This is a genomic window from Nonomuraea montanisoli, assembly GCF_013363975.1.
GTDB lineage: Bacteria > Actinomycetota > Actinomycetes > Streptosporangiales > Streptosporangiaceae > Nonomuraea > Nonomuraea montanisoli.
The window spans coordinates 475,200-494,423 of the sequence record NZ_JABWGN010000008.1 but is presented as its reverse complement, the minus strand read 5'-3'; the positions used below and the strand labels follow the sequence as shown (position 1 = coordinate 494,423).

Here is a 19,224-nt window from a genome sequence, read left to right as displayed (position 1 = left end):
CGTACCCACCCGCCGCCCCCCTCAAGCGGCACGCCGGGGCCCCCGCCCGCCGACCTCTCATCCGGCACGCCGCCGGACCCTCCCGCCGACCCCTCAGGCGGCACGCCGGGGGACAGGTGGCCGCCGCATGGGCGAGGGCGCCCGCCCGGGGCCGGGCAGACGCCCTCAAAGCGTCACATCGGGATGTCGAGACGTCGAGACGTCAGGCGGCGGCCTTGGCGGTGATCGCGACCGTGGCCTGGCGGGTGACCCCGCTGACCGTGACCGCGACCGTCACCTGTCCCGCGCGCCGAGCCGTCAGCGTGCCCGTCTCCGGGTCGAGCACCGCCACGTGCCATGGCTTGGCCGTACGGGCCGGGCCGACGTGCAGGTTGGGTGAGCCCGACCAGGCGGCCGACACCGGGTAGGCCGCCGGGACCGCCCGCGTCCCCTGCTTGACCTCGGCCGCGACCCGGTCGGTGCCGCCGGCGGCGAGCGTGGCGGGGGCCGTGAGCGTGAGCTCGTCCACGTGCGGGCGCACCTGCGTGCCGATCCAGGCGGGCGCGTCCACGAACCAGTTGCGCCGGACCTGCTCGGCCTCCTTCGCCGTCACCGGGTCCACGCCCCACAGCGACCACCCGGTGAACCCGCCGTCGTCCGCGGCCGTGGCCGGGTTCTTGCCGGAGTTGCCGTTGATGAAGTACGGCACCGCGTCCACCCGCGAGGCGTGGAAGGTGCCGACGTGCGCGCCGATGTAGGCGGCGCCCTTGCCGGTGGTCCGCTGGAAGTCGGCGAGCCACTGCTCGACCAGCGCGGCCTCCTTGCGGTCGCCGAGCTGGCTGCCCTTGCCGGGCGTGGGGTCACGCGGCGGCACGTGGAACAGCACGGCGACCGAGCCGACCGAGGCGTCGCGGGCCGCCGCGTCGAGCTGCTCGCGCAGCATCGCGACCTGCTCGAAGCCGCCGCCGCGCAGGTTCAGGCGCGAGGTGTCGAGCGTGACGAAGCGGGTGCCCTTGTGGTCGAACGTCTGGTACGTGTCGCCGAAGACGGCCTTGAAGTTGTCGATCTTGCCGCCCATGACCTCGTGGTTGCCGGGCACGTAGTGGTACGGCAGCGCGCCGCCCAGCTCCTCGTCGAGGATGCGCTTGGCCAGCGCGAAGTCCTCCGGCGACGCCTCGTCCACGAGGTCGCCGTTGATGAGCAGGAAGTCCGGCTCGGCGGCCTTGATCTCGCGCAGCGTGCGGCGGGCGTTGCGGACGATGTCGCTGTCGGGGTCGCGGGCCACGAACTGGGCGTCCGACATGACCGCGAACCGCCACGGCATCGCGGCCACGTCCGGCCTGACCACCGGGTCGCTGACCTTGGCGGCGGGCGGGGCCGTCACCGACGGCGGCACCTTGGCGACGAGCCCGTCGATGACGATCTCGTTGGTGTACTTCTGGTCGGCGCGCGTCTCGGCCACGTAGAAGCGCCGCAGCTTCAGCGGGTAGTTGACGCCCGCCGGCACCGCGAACTCGACGTACTTCCAGCCGGTCCACGTCATGTACGGTCCGCGCAGGATCTGCGACTGGCCGAGCGCGTCGTAGAACTCCAGGCTGGGCCACTCGCCCTTGCCGGTGGAGTTGATCCACATCCCGAACGCCTGCGGCTGCCCCGGCACGACGATCTGCTGGGGCGGGCTGGCGTACGCGGCGCGGGTGGCGGTGGACTGGGTGAAGTCGTAGGCCAGCTTGAGGCCGCCCCCGCTCTGCCCGGTCGTGGCCGACAGGGAGCCGGTGGCGCGGGCCGCGGCGAACGTCCAGGACGCGGCGTCGTCGAAGCCGGCGACCGGCTTGTCCTCGAAGCCGACCGTGACGGGCACGGCGGCGCTGATCGAGCCGACCTTGGCGGTGATGAGGCCGGAGCCGGTCTCCTTCTTGGCCTTGACCGTGAAGTACCCCTGGTCGGCCGGCGTCACCTCGAACAGGTCCTTGTCGTAGGACAGGGTCAGGTCGGAGGGCTCGATGGGCGCCGAGTTGCCGTTGCGGTCATAGCCGACGACGCCGAACGTGGCGCTGCCGGAGGCGCCGGGCAGGCCGACGCGGTCGGTGGTGAGGCCGAGGCGCCGCAGCGGCTGCAGGACGGTGAGCTCCAGCGTGCCCTTGGCGGCGCCGCGCGAGGCGGTGACGGTGGTCTGGCCGGGCACGAGGGCGTGGAACTTCCCGTCGCGGACGACGCCGTGGACGGCCGGCTCGGAGCGCCAGGCCGGGGTGCCGGCGGCGGGGCCGTACGTCTCGTCGTACCCGGCGGCGGTCAGGCGCCGGGTGAGGCCGGGGAAGACGCGGTCGGGCCGGCCGCCCGCGACCGGGCCGGTGCCGGGCACGCGGGACGGGTCGCCGGCGGTCTCCAGCCAGAAGCCCTTCAGCTTGCCGCTGCCCTCGGGGGAGAACAGGGCGATGCCGTTGGGGACGTGCCGCTCGCCGCCGTCGGACGGGCTGTTCTCGACCTGGACGTCGGCCTGGCCCGGCTCGCGGGCGAGCATGGTCGAGGAGCCGCCGCCGTCGAGGTTGAGGGCGTTGGCGGCGCCCAGCTCGGCCATCATCGCGGCCAGCTCGTTGAGGGTGACGCCACGGCTGTCGGCCTGGCGGCCGTCCACGGTCAGCAGGTACATCTTGCGGCCGTCGGCGGAGAAGCCGACCGCGGTGCGCGGGTGCGCGGCCGGGTCGGCGGAGTTCTGCACGACGCCGTCCTTGACCAGCACGTAGTTGCCGCCGACGGCGGCCTTGAGCGTGCTGCCGTCGGTCGTCTTCGGCCGGTAGGCGACGTCGATCCGGTCGCCGGCCCTGAGCGCGGCCAGCGCGGCGGCGCCGCCGTCGCGGCCCAGCAGGACGGTCGTGCCCGCCGGGATGGGGCCGGTGCCGGCCGCCTGCCGCACCTCGGCGACGACGCCGTCCCTGAGGACGACCTCGGTGACGGCGGAGGCGCCCTCGACGGCGCGGGCCCGCGTGTAGGAGCCCCACAGCGGCGTGAACAGGCCGACGCCGTCCTTCTGGATCACCTGGTTGAACTGGGTGAGCGTGACCGGCGCGCCGCCCGCCGGGGTGGCGGTGCCCTCGAAGTACGCCTTGAGGACCCGGCCGACGCCGTCGCCGGTGATCGCGACGGCGTTCTCGTGGCCTGCGACGGGCGACTGGATGAGGGTGCCGTTCTGGATGCCGACGCCCTGGGCGGCGCCGGAGGCGTTGATGTCGAAGAAGTCGCCGTTGACGGCCACGACGGCCCGGGCGCGCTTGGCGGGGCCGGACAGCGGCTCGGTCTTGGTGACCTCGCCGGAGTAGACGTAGTCGGCCTTGGCGCCGCCGAGGTCGGCGGTGACGGCGTCGCCGCGCAGCCAGCCGAGCGCGTCGTAGCTGTCGAAGGAGGTGAGCGAGACGCCGGGGGCGACGGGCCGCGTCCGCTTGTCGGTCTCCAGCCGCTGCGTGGCTGCCGCGGCGGTGGCCGTGGCGTCGGCCAGGAGCGTGGAGGCGGGAGGGTAGGACGACGCTTCGAGCGCGTCCTCGGCGGGGGGCTGGGGGTCGGCCTGCGCCGGGAGCGCGACTCCTAACAGGAGCGCGGACGCGGCGGCGGCCACGTAACGGAGGGTCTGCACGACCGAACTCAATCGCTCGCGACTATAACTTTCAAGACTTGGCGATGAACTAAAAGAAAACTTCAAGAGCGGCCGCGGGACAGAGGGCCGTCGCACCCGCGCCCCGGCTCGGCGGGAGCGGGACGCGGGGCGCGGGCGGGTACGCGGAGGGGTCAGGCGGGGGTGGGGGCCGCGCCGTGGGGTTCGAGGGCGTCGGGCTGGGCGTCGCCGGCCTCGGGCTCGGGCATCGGCGAGCGCAGGCCCGCGTACAGCACCAGCGGCACGGCCAGCGACACCGCCATGGACAGCACCGCCGTGCCCGAGTCGTTGACCAGCATGCCCACCACGCCGCTCACCAGCGCGCCCACGAGGCCGGCCCGCAGCATCGGGGCCCGGGCGAACGCCTGCGGCACCAGGCCGGCGCTCACCTTGGCCGGCCGCAGCAGCGCGAAGATGAGGAACGCCAGCCCGACGATCACGATCGGCATGAGGTTGGGCGAGAGCATGGTGTTGAGCATCGCCCCGAGCTTGCGGCCGATCATGGGCAGGAACGTCCCGTCGATCACCTGGCCGACGAACCGGCCGAGGTGCGTCTGCGACGCGACGGGCCGCGTGTGGTCCAGCACCGCGATGATCGTCACCGCCACGCCGCCCAGCACGCAGAACCCGGCGAGCTTGATCAGCGACACCCGCCGTCCCGCCACCAGCATCGCCGTCACCGCGATGCCGGGCACGAAGGCGATCACGCCGCCGAAGTCGCTGCCCACGCCCGGCCAGCCGGCCAGCAGCATGGCGACGAGGCCGAGCGTGGAGACCAGCGCGACCGCGACCGTCCGGCGGCCGACCCGCACGAGGTGGTCGGCGGCGACGGCGGTCACCATGAGCACGGCGGTGGCCAGCAGCGCGAACGGGATGTTGGCCAGCCCGTAGTAGCGGCCGCCCACGACGGCGGTGTAGCCCATGAGGCTGTTGAACTGCAGGGTCGTGCCGCTCAGCAGGTCGCCGACCAGGGTGGCGGCGGTGACCCCGGCGACCACGGCGGGCGGGCCGAGCGGATGGCGCCGCCACGGGCCCGCCACGGCCGCCAGGACGATCAGGGCCGCGATCCCGAGCACCCCGCCGACCAGGGCCGCGGTCGGCACGCCGGCGCGCACCCACGGCAGCAGGTTCACCAGGTACGTGGAGACGGGGATCGAGGCGACCCCCAGGGCGGCGACGCCCACCGCGTAGGGCCGCCTGCGGCGCGAGAGCAGCAGGTAGGCGGTGACGTAGAACGACACCTGCAGGATGGCGAACCCGGTGAAGAACAGGCCGGTCGTGGAGCGCACGGTGGTGCCGGTCAGGTCGGACTCGCGCAGGTGCGCGACGGCCTCGTCCAGTTTCAGCACGGCGCCCGGGTGCCAGGGGACGCCGATGACGGTGGCCGGCGCCGCGATGCCGGCGGCGGCCAGCACGGTGGGGGCGATGTCGGGCAGGATGACGATGTCGTCGCGCCGGGTCGAGGTGGTGCCGAGCAGCGCCCCCGGCTTCGCCTGGGAGCCCTTCCACATGGCCACCCGCAGGTGCGGCATGGTGCCGTGGTCGCCGATGCCGGCCAGCACCACGTCGCTGCCGGCCGGGATCCTGGCCAGTGCCTCGCCGACCTTCGCGTCGGCGGCGCGCGCCGCCTCCTCGCGCCGCGCCGGCGTCAGCGCCTCGGGCTCGGCGGGCAGCCCGCCGCCGGAGACGTACGGGGTGATCAGCTCGTTCACGTCGACGGCCGTCACGCGGCAGCGCGTCCAGTCGGCCAGCGCGGCGGGCTCGGCGGCGTACACGTCCACCTTGCCCTCCAGGTCGGCCAGGGCGAGCGCCGCCCCCGGGCCGACCGCGGCCGTGCACTGCCCGGCGGCGTGGACGGCCTGGCCGAGCGTGCCCGCGTACGTGCCGTCGCGAAGGCCGCGCAGGTCCTGGAAACCGGGCACGACCGCGCCGGTGCCGCGCGTCTCGGGCTCCGGCGGCAGGCCGCAGCCGTGGCCGACCGCGGAGCGGATGCCGGCGGAGACGCTCAGCCAGCCGTCGTACGGGCACGCGACGGTGCCGACGGTCTTGACCGAGACCGATCCGAGCGCGCTCTGGCCCGCGAGCCCCCACAGGTGGGGGGTGCGGGCCGGGTCGAGGTCGTTCCAGTGCAGGCCGGGCACGCCGATGAAGACGACACGCCTGTCCGCGCTCGTTCGCGCCGCCGCGACCGCGCCCTTCGCCGCGGCCGTGCCCGTCGATTCAACCGCGCGCGCGGCCTGCGCCGTCGTGCCGGTCGTTTCCGTGGCCTGGGCCGCGGCGGGCTGTGCCAGCCACAGCGTCGTCGCGGCCGTGAGCAGCAGCGCCCACCTCACCGTCGGTGCCCCCATCCGGATGAGGAGCTCCGCGCGGCTGTGACACCCCGGCCGCCGCCCGGCGCTCGAGTCGGGAAGTGTCGGAAACCTAGCACGTGCCCGTCCCCGGGCGCTCTCCTTTTCGATCACATTTGATCATGCCGTTGACCGCGAATCCGCACGGTGACGGGGTTCTCACGCCGCTCGCCCCCGCGCCGGGCACCTCCGCGGCACAGGTCTCCGAGCAGCTACGTACCCGGCGATCCGGGCACCAACCGCCGGGGGTGCGCCATCGCCCCGAAGCCGTCATTCCTCCGATGTCTCCCCCATCCTTGCCGGCCGCACCCCAGGGACATGGCCGAGCAGGCGGCGAACATCCCATCACTGGCGCTCCCGCGATCGGCGGCGCAGACTGGAATCACGGCGATCCGTCGAGTTGGAGCACCCGTGGACAATTACCTCGATCACATGCCGGTCCTGTCCCGAGGGAGACATCGCAACCCGAAGCGCGGTGCCTGCTTCATGGAGCTGGCGTCCTATCTCGCCGGCGAGCGGTGGAGCGATCACCCGGCCTGCACGCACCCGCTGCTGGCCGCGCTCGCCCGCTTGGTCAACGACAACACGAGCGACGACAACCGGGGCAGGCTCATCGAGCTGGTCCCGTCCATCATCGGCCTGGCCGGCGACGACCTGCGCCTCGACGCGCAGATCTCCCTCCGGTGCGCGACGACTGCGCTGCCGGTGGCGGCCGCCGAGCGGCAGCTCGCGCTGGCGGTCTCGGTGCTGGCGGCCGAGGAGGTCATGTGCCGCCTCGACGGGGCACCGCCGGGGCGGCTGAGCGAGCGCAGCGAAGCGGCACTGGCCCAGGTGCCGCGCGCGGCCGAGCAGGCCAGGAAGTTCAGCCGCGCGGCGAAGCTCACGGAGAAGGGTTTCCGCCGCTACGCCGCGCCGAACGCGGTGCAGCTGTCGGTGGTGGGGATCGTGCAGGCGTGCATCCCCGACCCGGACACGCTGCTGCGGGAGCTGCTGACCGAGGCGATCGCCGACTGTTCGGCGCTCGTCCACGGCCCCGCCCTGCCCGCGCCTCTGCCCGCGCCCCGGCCCGCCACCGGACCGGCGCCGGGCTCCGCCGTCCCGCCGGCCGAAGCCGGCGCGACCGATCCGGCGCCCGCTCTTCGCGCACACCCGTAACGCCTCGAAAGATCGGCCGGGGGCGGTCAGTGACCGCCCCCGGCCGATGCGTCATGACCCTCCACGCCACCCTTCGGCGCGCCTGTCGCGGCACCCGTCCTGACCTGGGGTCCCAGCCCGTCCGGGACCTCCCACGGCCCGAGCAGGTGTTCGATCCGGGCCCGGCTTCCCCGGTAACGCCGCAGCTCAGGCAAGCCTCGCCTTCGTTGCGGCTCCTCCGGAACTATGCCTAAATTTCACATAGAAATAGGCATTTGGAGGCATTGTCATGACCGTCGAGCTCGCCCAGCCGCAGTCCCCCGAGCTGCACCACACCCACCGTGACGTGACGGGCGGATGGCTGCGGCCGGCGGTGTTCGGCGCCATGGACGGACTCGTCTCGAACTTCGCGTTGATCGCCGGTGTCGTGGGCGCCGCGGGCGCGGGCCGCGGGGCGGTGCTGGCCGGGTTCGCCGGGCTGGTCGCGGGCGCGTGCTCGATGGCCGCCGGCGAGTACACCTCCGTGAAGTCGCAGACGGAGCTGATGCGCGCCGAGATCGCCGTGGAGCGGCGCGAGCTCGCGCGCAACCCGGAGGGTGAGCAGGCCGAGCTGGCCGCCCTCTACCGGGCCCGCGGACTGGACGCCGAGCTGGCCCGCAAGGTCGCCGCCGGGCTGTCGGCGGACCCGGAGCAGGCGCTGCGCGTCCACGTGCGCGAGGAGCTGGGCGTGGACCCCGACGACCTGCCCTCGCCGCGGCTGGCCGCCGCCTCGTCGTTCGGCGCGTTCGCCGCCGGGGCTCTGGTGCCGCTGGCGCCCTTCCTGTTCGGGGCGTCGGGGCTGACGGTGGCGGTGGTGCTGAGCGTGCTGGCGCTGTTCGGGTTCGGCGCGGTGGTGGCGCGCATGACGGCCCGGCCCTGGTGGCTGGGCGGCCTGCGCCAGCTCGCCCTGGGCGTCGGCGCCGCGGCCGTGACCTTCGGCATCGGCCATCTGCTGGGCGTCACCGTCTCCTGATCCGCCCCTTGAACGGCGGAGGGTCCCGTACGCCCGGAAAACGTACGGGACCCTCGCCGGGCTAACGGCGGCGGCGCTTCTTGAGGATGGACCGGAGCATGAGCAGAAGCACGACGAAGGTGATCTGGCCGCCGATCACGATGCGGGTGACGTCCACCGCGGGCTGCCAGCGCACGTCGTCGTTCTTGATCACGTAGACGCCCGCGGGCCAGGCGGCGTAGCCGAAGCCGCCGCCGCTGCCCGTGCCGCTCTCCTCCCCCTCCGCCGCCTGGCGCCTGCCCTCGCCGCCGCCGCCCCCTCCGGCGACGCGGGCGACCGGGACGACGGTGACATCGCCCTGACGCACAGGCTCACCGAAGACGCGCCTCACGACCCCGGCGTCCCCGGACTTCTCGATGAGCTGTTTGATGTCCATCCCGTCATGATCCGCCCTGGACGCGGCGGAGCGCCACCATCTCGCTGCGGTAGTCGGGCCCGTACAGCGACCACGAGGCCGGGGTCAGTCCGTGGTGCATGAGCGCCGCCCCGTGCCGGCGCACGCCGGCCCCGTCCTCGTAGAGCGCTTCGGGGTCGAGCCCCTCCAGGCGCAGTCTGCGGGGCGGCCGCTCGTCCAGCTTGTACGGGTTGTAGGCGAGCACCACGACCCGGTCGCCCAGCGTGTACTGCACCGCCGAGGCCGTGACGCCCGGCGAGCCGGTCAGGCGGCGCAGCTCGCCGTGCTGGATGACCGGCCGCACCTCCTTGTACGCGGCGACCAGCTCCCGCGCCTCGGCCAGCTCCTCCTCGCTCCAGCGGGTCAGGTCACCGCCGATGCCGAGCGTGCCGGCCATGGCCACGTGGAAGCGGTAGCGCAGCGGCACCTCCCGCCCGGTGATCGGGTTGGGGCTGTCGGTCACCCAGCACGACATCACGCTCGCCGGGTACAGGTAGGAGAAGCCGTCCTGGATGGCCTGGCGGTCGCGGGCGTCGGTGTTGTCGGAGGTCCACACCTGGTCGGTGCGGCGCAGGATGCCGAGGTCTGCCCGGCCGCCGCCGCCGGAGCACGACTCGATCCGCAGGCCGGGGTGGCGGGCGCGCAGCTCGTCCATGATGGCGTACACGCCGCGGGTGTGCTCGATCCACAGCAGGTCGCCGCCCTCGGCCCAGCCGGCCTGGCTGAAGCTGCGGTTCATGTCCCACTTGAGGTAGGCCAGGCCGTACTCGGTGACGAGCCCGTCCAGCCAGGCGAGCGCCCAGGCGCGCACGTCCTCGCGGCCGAAGTTGAGGACGAGCTGGTTGCGCATGGTGTCGCGGCGGCGGCCCGGGAAGTGCAGCGTCCAGTCGGGGTGCTCGCGGTAGAGGTCGCTGTCGGGGTTGACCATCTCGGGCTCCACCCAGAGCCCGGCCTGCATGCCCAGGTCGCGGGCGCCGTCGAACAGCTTGCCGAGCCCCTGCGGGAAGCGGTCGGGGTTGGGCCACCAGTCGCCGAGGCCGCGCGTGTCGTCGGTGCGGGTGCCGAACCAGCCGTCGTCGACGACGAACAGCTCGACGCCCAGCTCGGCGGCCCGCCGGGCGAGCGCGAGCTGGCCGTCCTCGGTGACGTCGAAGCCGGTGGCCTCCCACGAGTTGTACAGGACGGGCCGCTCCTCGGCCGGGGTGGGCAGCACGTGCCCGCGCGCGTAGGCGTGCCAGGCGCGGCTGGCGGCGCCGTACCCGCCGGTGGTGTGCAGCCCGAGGGCGGACGGCGTGCGCAGGGCCGCGCCCGGCGCGAGGGGCCAGGTGAGGCCCTCGTGGCCGAACCCGGCGGTGACGGCCACGTCGCCCTCGGGGCGGCGCTGCGCGGTGAGCCGCCACGAGCCGCTCCAGGCCAGCGCGACGCTCCACACCTCCCCGGTGGTCTCACCGGCGTCGCCGATCATGATCCAGGGGTTGGCCCGGTGCGAGGTGGTGCCGGTCCTGCTGGTGAACGTGGTCTCGCCGACCGGCAGCTCGCCCCGGTGGAGCCGGGTCTCGCGGCCCCAGGCGCCGGCCACGCCGGTGCAGCGGTGCCCGGCCTGCTCGGGCAGCGCCCACGCGCCGGAGTCGAGCCGCTGCAGGTGGACGGGCTCGCCGGATTCGTTGGTCACCGCGGTCCAGCGCTCGACCACGTCGGTGTCGTCGTGGACGCGCACGAACAGGCCGACGCGCAGGCCGTGGACCTGGTCGCGCAGCACCAGCTCCAGCTCGCCGGGCCCGTGCTCGACGGCCCGGTCGAAGGACAGCTCGACCGAGCGGACGCCGCCGGGATACACGGCCTGCAGCGACGGCACCCCCCAGCGGCGCCCGCCGTCGACGGGCAGCAGCTCGCAGACGTCGGCCGGGTCGTGGAAACCGGTGACGAACCAGGCCGTGGCGTCGGCGGCGACCTCCTCGAGCGCGGCCCCGGGCAGCCTCGGCCCCCAGTAGTGCTGGACGACGCGGGTGTCGTCGGCGCTCTCGACGCCGAAGACGTACGCGGTGGCCGGGGTGAGGGCGGCCCAGGTGTGCTGGCGGCCGGGAACCGGGATGACTGGCATGGGAGAGATCCTCCGGTGCCCCGGCACGCCACGTCAATCGGGCCGGCGGCGCCACCCGCCGGGGCCGCCGAGAGGGTCAGGCGCGCCGGCCGCGCAGCTCGCGGTAGCGGCGGACGAGCGTGGCCGTGGACGGGTCCGGGAGGTCGCTCGGCGGCTGCTCGCCGGTGAGGGCGGGCGCGAGGTCGAGCGCCATCTTCTTGCCCAGCTCCACGCCCCACTGGTCGAAGGAGTCGATCCCCCAGATCGTGCCCTCGACGAACACGATGTGCTCGTACAGGGCGACGAGCTGCCCCAGCGTGGACGGGGTGAGCTTGGGCGCGAGGATGGTGGAGCTGGGCCGGTTGCCGGGCATCACCTTGTGCGGCGCGATGTGCGCCGGCGTGCCCTCGGCGGCGATCTCCCCGGCGGTCTTGCCGAACGCCAGCGCGGAGCTCTGCGCGAACAGGTTGGCCGACAGCAGGTCGTGCATGCCCTCGCGGTCCTCGTACGGCTCGGCGAAGCCGATGAAGTCGGCGGGGACGAGGCGCGTGCCCTGGTGGAGGAGCTGGTAGAAGGCGTGCTGGCCGTTGGTGCCGGGCTCGCCCCAGAAGATCTCGCCGGTGTCGGTGGTGACCGGCTCGCCGTCGGCGCGCACCGACTTGCCGTTGGACTCCATGGTGAGCTGCTGGAGGTAGGCGGGGAAGCGGTGCAGGCGCTGGCTGTAGGGCAGGACGGCGTGGGTCTCGGCGTCGAAGAAGTCGGTGTACCACACCCCGAGCAGGCCCATCAGGACCGGCATGTTGGCGTCCAGCGGGGCGGTGCGGAAGTGCTCGTCGATCGCGTGGAAGCCGGCCAGCATCTCGCGGAACCGCTCCGGCCCGATGGCGATCATGAGGGAGAGGCCGATGGCGCCGTCGTAGGAGTAGCGGCCGCCGACCCAGTCCCAGAAGCCGAACATGTTGTCGGTGTCGATGCCGAACTCGGCGACCTTGGCGGCGTTGGTGGAGACGGCCACGAAGTGCTTGGCCACGGCCTCCTCGCCGAGCGCGCCGACCAGCCACTGCCGGGCCACCTTGGCGTTGGTGAGCGTCTCCAGCGTGGTGAACGTCTTGGAGCTGACCACGACGAGCGTGGTGGCCGGGTCGAGGCCGGCCAGGGTGCCGGTGATGTCGGCCGGGTCGATGTTGGAGACGAACCGGGCCTCGATGCCGGCGTCGGCGTAGTCGCGCAGCGCCTCGTAGGCCATGGCGGGGCCGAGGTCGGAGCCGCCGATGCCGATGTTGACGACGGTGGCGATGGGCTGCCCGGTGGCGCCGCGCCACTGCTGGGAGCGGACCCGCTCGGCGAAGGCGCTCATCTTGTCGAGCACGGCGTGGACGTCGCCGGCCACGTCCTGCCCGTCGACGGTCAGGTCGGCGCCGGGCGGCAGGCGCAGCGCCGTGTGCAGGACGGCGCGGTCCTCGCTGACGTTGATGTGCTCGCCGGAGAACATGGCGTCGATCCGCTCGCGCAGCCCGGCCCGCTCGGCCAGCGCCACGAGCAGGTCGATCGTCTCGCCGGTGGCGCGGTGCTTGGCGTAGTCGAGGAACAGGTCGCCGGCGGTCAGCGTCATCCGCTCCGCGCGCCCCGGATCCTCCGCGAACAGCTCGCGCAGGTGCCTGCCGGCCAGCTCCTCGTGGTGCTTGCCCAGCGCCGCCCACTCCTGGCTGCGGGTGATGTCGCCGCTCACTTGTCCTCCTGCGTCATCGTTCAAGGGTGCCGTCAATCCGATCACACGGTTCACATGGTTCCGTAACCCCGTACCCCGGGGGACGGATTCCGCGCATGGCGCAGGCCACTCTTTGCCGCGGGGAGAGGGGACGGGGTCAGTGGGAGTCGCGGCCCACCGCGTCGCCGCCGGAGCCGATGAGGAAGTCGAGGTCGGCGCCCCGGTCGGCCTGGGTGACGTGGTCGACGTAGAGGCGTTCCCAGCCGCGTACGGGCCGGGCGTGGCCGGTCGTGACGGGGTCGCGGGCGGCCAGCTCGCCGTCGGGCAGGTCGACGTCGAGGCGGCGGGCGGCCACGTCGAGCACGATCGGGTCGCCGGTGCGGACCCGCGCCAGCGGCCCGCCGGCGGCGGCCTCGGGCGAGGTGTGCAGGACGACGGTGCCGTAGGCGGTGCCGCTCATGCGGGCGTCGCTGACGCGCACCATGTCGCGCACGCCCTTGGCGAGCAGCTTGGCGGGCAGCGGCAGGTTGCCGACCTCGGGCATGCCGGGGTAGCCCTTGGGGCCGCAGCCGCGCAGCACGAGGACGGAGGTCTCGTCCACGTCGAGGCCGGGCGCGTCGAGCCGGGCGTGCAGGTCCTCGACGCTGTCGAAGACGACGGCCCGGCCGCGGTGGCGCAGCAGCCCGGGCGAGGCGGCGGCGGGCTTGATCACGGCGCCGCCGGGGGCGAGGTTGCCGCGCAGGACCGCGATGCCCGCGTCGGGCAGCAGCGGCTCGGCGCGCCGCCGGATGACGGTCTCGTCCCAGATCTCGGCCTCGGCGAGGTAGGCGGTGAGCGGCCGGCCGGTGACGGTGACGGGACGCGGGTCGAGCAGGTCCTCGACCTCGCGCAGCAGGGCCAGCAGCCCGCCCGCGCGGTACAGGTCGTCCATGAGGTGGCGGCCGGCCGGCTGCAGGTCGGCGAGCAGCGGGACTCCGGCGCCGGTGCGGTCGAAGTCGTCGAGGTCGAGCGGCACGCCGAGGCGGCCGGCGATGGCCAGCAGATGGATGACGGCGTTGGTGGAGCCGCCGATCGCGGCGAGGGTGACGATCGCGTTGAGGAACGAGCCGCGGGTCATCACCTGGCTGGGGCGGCGCTCCCGCCGTACGAGCTCGACGGCCAGCTCGCCCGCGGCGTGGGAGCGTTCGAGCAGCATGCTGTCGGGGGCGGGGGTGCCGGCGGTGCCGGGGATGGTCATGCCGAGCGCCTCGGCCACGCAGGCCATGGTGGAGGCGGTGCCCATGGTGTTGCAGTGGCCGCGGCTGCGCACCATCGACGACTCCGAGCGCAGGAACGCCTCGCGCGACAGGGTGCCGGCGCGCACCTCCTCGCTGAGCCGCCACACGTCGGTGCCGCAGCCGAGCGGCACGCCGCGGTAGTGGCCGGTCAGCATGGGGCCGCCGGGCACGACGAGCGCGGGCAGGTCGACGGAGGCCGCGGCCATGAGCAGCGAGGGGATCGTCTTGTCGCACCCGCCGAGCAGCACCACGCCGTCGATCGGGTTGGCGCGCAGCATCTCCTCGGTGGCCATGGCGGCGAGGTTGCGCCACAGCATGGCGGTGGGCCGGAGGTTGGTCTCGCCGAGGGAGACGACGGGCAGGTCGAGCGGGACGCCGCCCGCGGCCCACACGCCGTGCTGCACGCTCTCGGCCACCTCGTTCAGGTGGGCGTTGCAGGGGGTGAGGTCGGAGGCGGTGTTGGCGATCGCGATGTGCGGCCGGTCGCCGCCGAAGGCCGACGCGGGCAGTCCGCGGCGCATCCAGGCGCGGTGGATGTAGGAGTTCCGGTCGTCGCCGGAGTACCACCGCGCGCTACGGAGCCCCATGGGGCGCAGCCTATCGTGTGGTCTTCATCACCATGTGAACGGTCGTTCCGCCCGGACCGGTGGCGAAGGCGGCGCCGTCGGTCAGGCGGCGGATCAGCCAGATGCCGCGCCCGCCCACCTGCGAGGGGGCGGGCAGGTCGGTCTCCTCCAGGAAGGACGCCGGGATGCCGGGGCCGAAGTCGCGGATCTCGCACAGCAGCCGGTCGCCGTCGTGCCACAGGCGCAGCCGGCCGCGTCCGCCCGCGTGGGCGACGACGTTGACCAGGCACTCGTTGACCGCCATGACGAAGTCGAGGAGCCGGGTGGACTCGAGCCCGTTGGCCTCCGACAGGCGCTGCGCGTCGGCGCGCGTGCCGGAAAGGGTGTCCTTCTCGAAGAAGGTGTCGAGCAGCGGAGGAGTGTCCGCCGGGCCGCGATCGGAGTTCACGGGTCGCCTGCCTGGGTGGTTGGCCTGCGTGGATGGGCTGCGCCGTCAGGTCGCCTCGCGCTCCCGGCCGGGCAGCGACATCGCGATGCGCACGGCGGTGCCGTCCGGGCCGGTCGTGATGGCGACCTTATCGGCCAGGCGCCTGATGAGCCAAATGCCCCAACCGCCCGCCGAGGTCATGGGCGGCGGGTCCTCCTTGTCCAGCGTGCGCCCGGAGATCCCGCTCCCGTAGTCACGGATCTCGCACATCACGCTGTCGCCGTCCCTCCACAGTCGTAGCACCCCCCTTCCGTCGGCGTAGGCGATCGCGTTGACGACCGCCTCGTTGACGGCGAGCACGAGATCGACGGCGCGCTCGTCCGCCAGGCCGTGGGCCAGCGCGAACCGTTCCACGGCTCCGCGTGCCCCCGCCACGTCCGCCTCGGTGAATGTCATGGCGAACGCCTGTGTTCTCGATGACCGGATGTCCATGACGCCTCACTCAGCCGGTTGCCTGGTCCCCTGCCACAGGAGGGCCGTTCTAATCAACGCGTGTGAGCCGTCGGTCTGAAGGAACCATCATGGGATGGACGATATCGACGCATACTGGCGGGCGGCGAACTATCTGTCGGTCGGCCAGATCTATCTGCTCGACAATCCTCTCCTGACGGAGCCGCTCCGGCCCGAGCACGTCAAACCGCGACTGCTGGGCCACTGGGGCACCACGCCGGGGCTGAACTTCAGCTTCGCCCACCTCAACCGGGTCATCCGGCAGCGCGACCAGGACATGATCTACATCGCGGGGCCCGGTCACGGGGGGCCGGCGGCGGTGGCGCACGCCTGGCTGGAGGGCTCCTACACCGAGCGGTACCCGGACATCGGCCAGGACCAGGAGGGCATGCGGCGGCTGTTCCGCCAGTTCTCCTTCCCGGGCGGCATCCCGAGCCACGTGGCGCCGGAGACGCCCGGCTCGATCCACGAGGGCGGCGAGCTCGGCTATTCGCTGGCGCATGCCTTCGGCGCGGCCTTCGACAACCCGGACCTGGTCGTCGCGTGCGTCGTCGGCGACGGCGAGGCGGAGACCGGCCCGCTGGCGGCGAGCTGGCACTCCAACAAGCTGCTCGACCGGCGCCATGACGGCGCGGTCCTGCCCATCCTGCACCTCAACGGCTACAAGATCGCCAATCCGACGGTGCTGGCCCGGATCCCCGAGGCGGACCTGCTCCAGCTCATGCGCGGCTACGGCTACCTGCCGCACGTGGTGGGCCCGGACCACCAGGAGATGGCCGCGACGCTGGACACGGTGTTCGACGAGATCGCCGCGTACAAGGGGGGCGACTCCGACCGGCTGCCCATGATCGTGCTGCGCACCCCCAAGGGCTGGACCGGGCCGAAGGAGGTGGACGGGCTGCCGGTGGAGGGCACGTGGCGCGCCCACCAGGTGCCCCTCGGAGACGTGCGCAACCACCCGGAGCGGCTGGAGCAGCTCGAGGCGTGGATGCGCTCCTACCGGCCCGAGGAGCTGTTCGCGCCGGACGGCGGCCCGGTGCCCGCGATCAGGCGGACCGTGCCCGAGGGGCCGCGCCGGATGAGCGCCAACCCGCACGCCAACGGGGGCGAGCTGCTGGCGCCGCTGCGGCTGCCGGACTTCCGCGAGCACGCCGTGGAGGTCAAGTCGCCGGCCGCCACGACCAGCGAGCCGACCCGCGTGCTCGGCGGGCTGCTGCGCGACGTGATCGCGGCCAACCCGCGCACGTTCCGGCTGATGGGGCCGGACGAGACCGCCTCGAACCGGCTGTCGGAGGTCTTCGAGGTCACCGACCGCGCCTGGAACGCCGAGCTGAAGCCCACGGACGAGAACCTGGCGCCCGGCGGCCGGGTCATGGAGGTCCTGTCGGAGCACCTGTGCCAGGGCTGGCTGGAGGGCTACCTGCTGACCGGCCGGCACGGGCTGTTCAACTGCTACGAGGCGTTCATCCACATCATCGACGCCATGTTCAACCAGCACGCCAAGTGGCTGGAGTCGTCGAAGAAGATCCCGTGGCGGCGGCCGGTGGCCTCGCTGACGTACCTGCTGTCGTCGCACGTGTGGCGGCAGGACCACAACGGCTTCAGCCACCAGGACCCGGGCTTCCTGGACGTGGTGGTCAACAAGAAGCCGTCCGTGGTGCGGGTCTACCTGCCGCCGGACGCGAACACGCTGCTGTCGGTGGGCGACCACTGCCTGCGCTCGCGCGACTACGTCAACGTCATCGTCGCCGGCAAGCAGCCGGTGCTCGACCTGTTCACCATGGACGAGGCGATCGCGCACTGCACGCGCGGGCTCGGCATCCTGCCGTGGGCGAGCACCGACGACGGCACCGCGCCGGACGTGGTGCTGGCCTGCGCGGGCGACGTGCCCACGCTGGAGACGCTGGCCGCGGCGGCGATGCTGCGCGAGCACCTGCCGGAGCTGAAAGTGCGCGTGATCAACGTGGTCGACCTCATGCGGCTGCAGCCGCGCTCGGAGCACCCGCACGGCATGACGGACGCCGAGTACGACGCCCTGTTCACCACCGACAAGCCGGTGATCTTCAACTTCCACGGCTATCCGCAGCTCATCCACCGGCTCACCTACCGGCGGAGCAACCACGCGAACCTGCACGTGCGCGGCTACAAGGAGGAGGGCACCACCACGACGCCGTTCGACATGGCGATGCTCAACGACATCGACCGCTACCACCTCGTCATGGACGTCATCGACCGCGTCCCCGGTCTCGGCACCACCGCTGCGCACCTGCGCCAGCGCATGTCGGACACCCGGCTGCGGGCCCGCGCGCACACCCGCGAGCACGGCGAGGACGCTCCCGAGATCAGCGGGTGGACATGGCCGCACGGATCCTCGTCCTGAACACCGGCTCCTCCTCCATCAAGTACGAGCTGATCGACGTCGGCTCCCGCGAGCGCGCGGCCCGGGGGCTGGTCGAGCGGATCGGCGAGGAGGAGGGGCGGCTGACGCACCGGGCGGACGCCGGGCGGGGCCGGCCGTACGCGTGCGAGCGGGCGTTCCCCGGGCACGCGGAGGCCCTGGCGGCCGTGCTGGAGGCGTTCGACAAGGCCGGCCCGGAGCTGGAACCGGTCGCGGTCGGGCACCGGGTCGTGCACGGCGGGACCCGCTTCCGGGAGGCCGTGCTCGTGGACGACGGCGTGATCGCCGCCATCGAGGAGCTGGCGCCGCTCGCCCCGCTGCACAACCCGGTGAACCTGGCCGGGGTGCGGGTGGCGCGCGACGCCTTCCCGGGCGTGCCGCAGGTCGCCGTGTTCGACACGGCCTTCCACCGGACGCTGCCGCCGGAGGCGTACACGTACGCGGTGCCCCGGGAGTGGGGGGTGCGGCGGTTCGGCTTCCACGGGACGTCGTGCGCGTACGTGTCGCGGCGGGCGGCCGAGCTGCTGGGCCGTACCCCGGAGGAGACGAACCTGATCGTGCTGCACCTCGGCAACGGCGCGAGCGCCACCGCGATCGAGGGCGGCCGCAGCGTGGACACCTCGATGGGGCTTTCGCCGCTGGAGGGCCTGGTCATGGGCACCCGCTCCGGCGACGTGGACCCCGCGCTGCTGGGTTACCTGAAGCGGGCGCGCGGGCTGGACGTCGAGGAGGCCGAGCGGGCGCTGAGCCGGGAGGCCGGCCTGCTCGCGCTGGCCGGGTCCGGCGACATGCGGGAGGTGCGCCGGCGCGCCGCCGGCGGCGACGGGCGGGCGCGCCTGGCGCTGGAGGTCTACACGCGGCGGATCCGCAAGTACGTCGGCGCCTACTGCGCGCTGCTCGGCCGGGTGGACGCGGTCGTGTTCACCGGCGGCGTCGGCGAGCACGACGCCGCCACCCGGGCCGGGGCGCTGGCCGGGATGGACCGCTTCGGCCTGGCCCTGGACGAGGCGCGCAACGCCGCGGACGCCTCCGGGGAGCGGTTCGTGTCGGCGGACGGGTCCGCGACGGCGGTGCTCGTCGTCCCCACCGACGAGGAGTGGGAGATCGCCCGCCAGGCGCTCGCCCTCCTCTGACGCTCACCTCATTTCGCACAACTGGGACGGAAGCCGCTAAATGGTACGGTCTCCGTGTCATCAGCGGATCACACGAGCGGGGAGACGGGTGGAGGTCGAGCAGACGGCGCTGCCGGGCATCGGACTGCGGCACGAGTTCACGACGCAGAGCGGCAGACGCGTGGCGGTGATCTCCCACCGCACCGGCCGCCGCGACCTCGTGATCTACGACAAGGGCGACCCGGACCGCGCCTGCGAGACGGTCAAGCTGAACGACGAGGAGGCCGAGGCGCTGGTCGAGCTGCTCGGCGCGCCCCGCATCGTGCAGCGGCTCAACCAGCTCCACCAGCAGGTCGAGGGCCTGGTCAGCGTCCAGCTCCCCGTGCCGTCCACCTCTCCGTACGCCGGGCGGCCCATGGGCGACGCCCGCGTGCGCACCCGCACCGGCGCGTCCGTCGTCGCCGTGGTGCGCGGGCCGCAGGTCGTCACCAGCCCCGGCCCCGACTTCGGCCTCGCGGCCAACGACATCGTGGTGGTCGTGGGCGGCGCGGACAGCACCGCCGAGGTGGCCGACATCCTGGCGCACGGGTAGGG

13 protein-coding genes are annotated in these 19,224 nt (G+C 73.5%); 5 read left to right on the top strand and 8 right to left on the bottom strand.

Going from position 1 to position 19,224, the window contains the following annotated elements:
• Positions 1-202: 202 nt before the first annotated feature.
• Both HTZ77_RS23110 and HTZ77_RS23105 read right to left on the bottom strand, forming a co-directional pair.
• On the bottom strand, positions 203-3,607 hold the full coding sequence (locus HTZ77_RS23110) for a phosphodiester glycosidase family protein (RefSeq protein WP_328808714.1): 3,405 nt from the start codon (positions 3,605-3,607) through the stop codon (positions 203-205).
• A gap of 152 nt (positions 3,608-3,759) precedes the next feature.
• Positions 3,760-5,973 carry a hypothetical protein gene (locus HTZ77_RS23105; RefSeq protein ID WP_175591724.1) on the bottom strand — a complete coding sequence of 738 codons (2,214 nt, stop codon included), beginning with the start codon at positions 5,971-5,973 and terminating at the stop codon, positions 3,760-3,762.
• Between the two features lie 486 nt (positions 5,974-6,459).
• On the opposite strand from HTZ77_RS23105, the gene HTZ77_RS23100 reads away from it, so the two are divergent.
• Both HTZ77_RS23100 and HTZ77_RS23095 read left to right on the top strand, forming a co-directional pair.
• Positions 6,460-7,128 (top strand): hypothetical protein, encoded by a 669-nt coding sequence (locus HTZ77_RS23100; protein WP_205303069.1) that lies wholly within the window; start codon positions 6,460-6,462, stop codon positions 7,126-7,128.
• 268 nt (positions 7,129-7,396) lie between these two features.
• Positions 7,397-8,119, top strand: coding sequence for a VIT1/CCC1 transporter family protein (locus tag HTZ77_RS23095; protein WP_175591723.1), 723 nt, complete (start codon positions 7,397-7,399; stop codon positions 8,117-8,119).
• 61 nt (positions 8,120-8,180) lie between these two features.
• Here the strand turns inward: HTZ77_RS23095 and HTZ77_RS23090 are convergent, their stop codons facing one another.
• From HTZ77_RS23090 to HTZ77_RS23065, 6 genes are all read right to left on the bottom strand, one after another.
• Positions 8,181-8,534 carry a spore germination protein GerW family protein gene (locus tag HTZ77_RS23090; RefSeq protein ID WP_175591722.1) on the bottom strand — a complete coding sequence of 118 codons (354 nt, stop codon included), beginning with the start codon at positions 8,532-8,534 and terminating at the stop codon, positions 8,181-8,183.
• A 4-nt stretch (positions 8,535-8,538) separates the two neighbouring features.
• A complete protein-coding gene (locus HTZ77_RS23085; RefSeq protein ID WP_175591721.1) occupies positions 8,539-10,653 on the bottom strand; it encodes an alpha-galactosidase in 2,115 nt (704 codons plus the stop codon).
• 76 nt (positions 10,654-10,729) lie between these two features.
• Positions 10,730-12,361, bottom strand: a complete 1,632-nt coding sequence (gene pgi, locus HTZ77_RS23080) for a glucose-6-phosphate isomerase (protein ID WP_175591720.1) — start codon at positions 12,359-12,361, stop codon at positions 10,730-10,732.
• A gap of 136 nt (positions 12,362-12,497) precedes the next feature.
• On the bottom strand, positions 12,498-14,204 hold the full coding sequence (locus HTZ77_RS23075) for an IlvD/Edd family dehydratase (RefSeq protein WP_175591719.1): 1,707 nt from the start codon (positions 14,202-14,204) through the stop codon (positions 12,498-12,500).
• A gap of 10 nt (positions 14,205-14,214) precedes the next feature.
• Complete coding sequence (locus HTZ77_RS23070; protein WP_175591718.1) at positions 14,215-14,631, bottom strand: ATP-binding protein; 417 nt, start codon at positions 14,629-14,631, stop codon at positions 14,215-14,217.
• Positions 14,632-14,676: 45 nt separating this feature from the next.
• Positions 14,677-15,066 carry an ATP-binding protein gene (locus tag HTZ77_RS23065; RefSeq protein ID WP_175591717.1) on the bottom strand — a complete coding sequence of 130 codons (390 nt, stop codon included), beginning with the start codon at positions 15,064-15,066 and terminating at the stop codon, positions 14,677-14,679.
• 130 nt (positions 15,067-15,196) lie between these two features.
• Here HTZ77_RS23065 and HTZ77_RS23060 point away from each other — a divergent pair, with 130 nt between their 5' ends.
• The 3 genes from HTZ77_RS23060 to HTZ77_RS23050 all read left to right on the top strand — a co-directional run bounded on the left by HTZ77_RS23060 (position 15,197) and on the right by HTZ77_RS23050 (position 19,222).
• Positions 15,197-17,500, top strand: coding sequence for a phosphoketolase family protein (locus tag HTZ77_RS23060; protein WP_175591716.1), 2,304 nt, complete (start codon positions 15,197-15,199; stop codon positions 17,498-17,500).
• Positions 17,476-18,651, top strand: a complete 1,176-nt coding sequence (locus tag HTZ77_RS23055) for an acetate/propionate family kinase (RefSeq protein ID WP_175591715.1) — start codon at positions 17,476-17,478, stop codon at positions 18,649-18,651. Before HTZ77_RS23060 ends, HTZ77_RS23055 begins: the two co-directional genes overlap by 25 nt.
• 88 nt (positions 18,652-18,739) lie before the next feature.
• Positions 18,740-19,222 carry a cation:proton antiporter regulatory subunit gene (locus HTZ77_RS23050; RefSeq protein WP_175591714.1) on the top strand — a complete coding sequence of 161 codons (483 nt, stop codon included), beginning with the start codon at positions 18,740-18,742 and terminating at the stop codon, positions 19,220-19,222.
• Positions 19,223-19,224: the final 2 nt, after the last annotated feature.

Coding starts and splice junctions, on each gene's coding strand:
- HTZ77_RS23075 (WP_175591719.1), bottom strand. CDS start 14,204: ATGGGGCTCCGTAGCGCGCGGTGGTACTCCGGCGACGACCGGAACTCC.
- HTZ77_RS23060 (WP_175591716.1), top strand. CDS start 15,197: ATGGACGATATCGACGCATACTGGCGGGCGGCGAACTATCTGTCGGTC.
- HTZ77_RS23085 (WP_175591721.1), bottom strand. CDS start 10,653: ATGCCAGTCATCCCGGTTCCCGGCCGCCAGCACACCTGGGCCGCCCTC.
- HTZ77_RS23090 (WP_175591722.1), bottom strand. CDS start 8,534: ATGGACATCAAACAGCTCATCGAGAAGTCCGGGGACGCCGGGGTCGTG.
- HTZ77_RS23055 (WP_175591715.1), top strand. CDS start 17,476: ATGGCCGCACGGATCCTCGTCCTGAACACCGGCTCCTCCTCCATCAAG.
- HTZ77_RS23105 (WP_175591724.1), bottom strand. CDS start 5,973: ATGGGGGCACCGACGGTGAGGTGGGCGCTGCTGCTCACGGCCGCGACG.
- HTZ77_RS23065 (WP_175591717.1), bottom strand. CDS start 15,066: ATGACATTCACCGAGGCGGACGTGGCGGGGGCACGCGGAGCCGTGGAA.
- HTZ77_RS23095 (WP_175591723.1), top strand. CDS start 7,397: ATGACCGTCGAGCTCGCCCAGCCGCAGTCCCCCGAGCTGCACCACACC.
- HTZ77_RS23100 (WP_205303069.1), top strand. CDS start 6,460: ATGGAGCTGGCGTCCTATCTCGCCGGCGAGCGGTGGAGCGATCACCCG.